Origin of the sequence: Calidithermus roseus (assembly GCF_003574095.1) — a bacterium.
In the GTDB taxonomy this organism is placed as follows: domain Bacteria; phylum Deinococcota; class Deinococci; order Deinococcales; family Thermaceae; genus Calidithermus; species Calidithermus roseus.
Window position 1 is genome coordinate 1 of sequence record NZ_QWLA01000164.1, and the last position, 1,176, is coordinate 1,176.

Here is a 1,176-nt window from a genome sequence, read left to right on the forward strand (position 1 = left end):
GGCGTGTCGGCCCGGCGCATCCTGCAAGAGTTCCCAAGGCTACGGCGGGGCAAGGGCGGCGGTCATTTGTGGACACCCTCCTTCTACGTGGGCAGCGCCGGGAATATCTCAGCCCAGACTATTCAGCGCTACATCGAGTCCCAGCGCAAATACCAGGATGACGATGCTTAAAGCATTTAAGTACCGCCTGTACCCCACCCAGCCCCAGCAAAAAGACCTGGAGCGCACCCTCTCGCTGTGCCGCCACCTCTACAACGCGGCCTTGCAGGAGCGTAGAGATGCCTACAAGAAGGCCGGGAGGACTGTCGGCTTCTACGAACAGAAGAGGTATCTGCCCGAGATACGGGCCGAGCTGCCGGAGTACAAGCACATTCATTCCCAGGTCTTGCAGAACGTCATCGAGCGGGTGGACAAAGCCTTCCAGGGCTTCTTCCGGCGGGTCAAGGCAGGGGAGAAGCCCGGCTACCCCCGCTTCAAGGGGCAGGGGCGCTACGACTCCTTCACCTTCCCCCAGGCCGGGACTACCGGGGTCAAGCTCCAGGAGGGCGGGAAGCGGGTGCTCCTCTACGGCATCGGCTCGGTGAAGATGAAACTTCACCGCCCGCTGGAAGGCAGGCTCAAGACCGCCACGCTGAAGCGGGAAGGGGATGACTTGAGTACCGGCGCTAGCCGGGGGCCGATGGCCCTTCACTGGTACATCGTGTTTGTCTGTGAGACCGAGCCCAAACCCCTACCCGAAAACCGGGCAGCCATCGGGATAGACCTGGGCACCAGCCCCCACTTCCTCGTCACCTCGGAGGGGGAGATGGTCGAGGCCCCTCGGTACTTCCAGAAGGCGCAGGCCAAACTAGCCCGCACCCAGCGGTCCGTGACGAAGAAGCGGCGGGGTTCCAACCGACGCAGGAAGCTCAAAATGCGCCTGGCTCGGCAGCACCGCAAAATCGCCAACCAGCGCAAAGACTTCCACCACAAGCTGGCAAGGAGGTTGGTAAACCGCTATGGCACCGTCGTCCACGAAGACCTGAACATCCTCGGACTGGCCCGCTCCCGCACCGCCAAGGGGGTGCAGGACGCGGGGTGGGCACAGTTTCTCCAAATCCTCGCCTACAAAGCGGAAGAAGCTGGTAGGCGGGTCGTGGGGGTAGACCCCAAACATACCAGCCAGGACTGCCCGGT

General features: G+C 62.7%; 2 protein-coding genes. Both read left to right on the top strand.

What is annotated here, in order from left to right; genetic code table 11:
* The coding region (locus Mrose_RS18375) for a transposase (protein ID WP_182482916.1) at window positions 1-171 on the top strand (171 nt) is incomplete at its 5' end.
* A partial coding sequence (locus Mrose_RS18380; RefSeq protein ID WP_147371737.1) for an RNA-guided endonuclease InsQ/TnpB family protein occupies window positions 164-1,176 on the top strand: 1,013 nt, incomplete at its 3' end. The genes Mrose_RS18375 and Mrose_RS18380, both read left to right, overlap by 8 nt.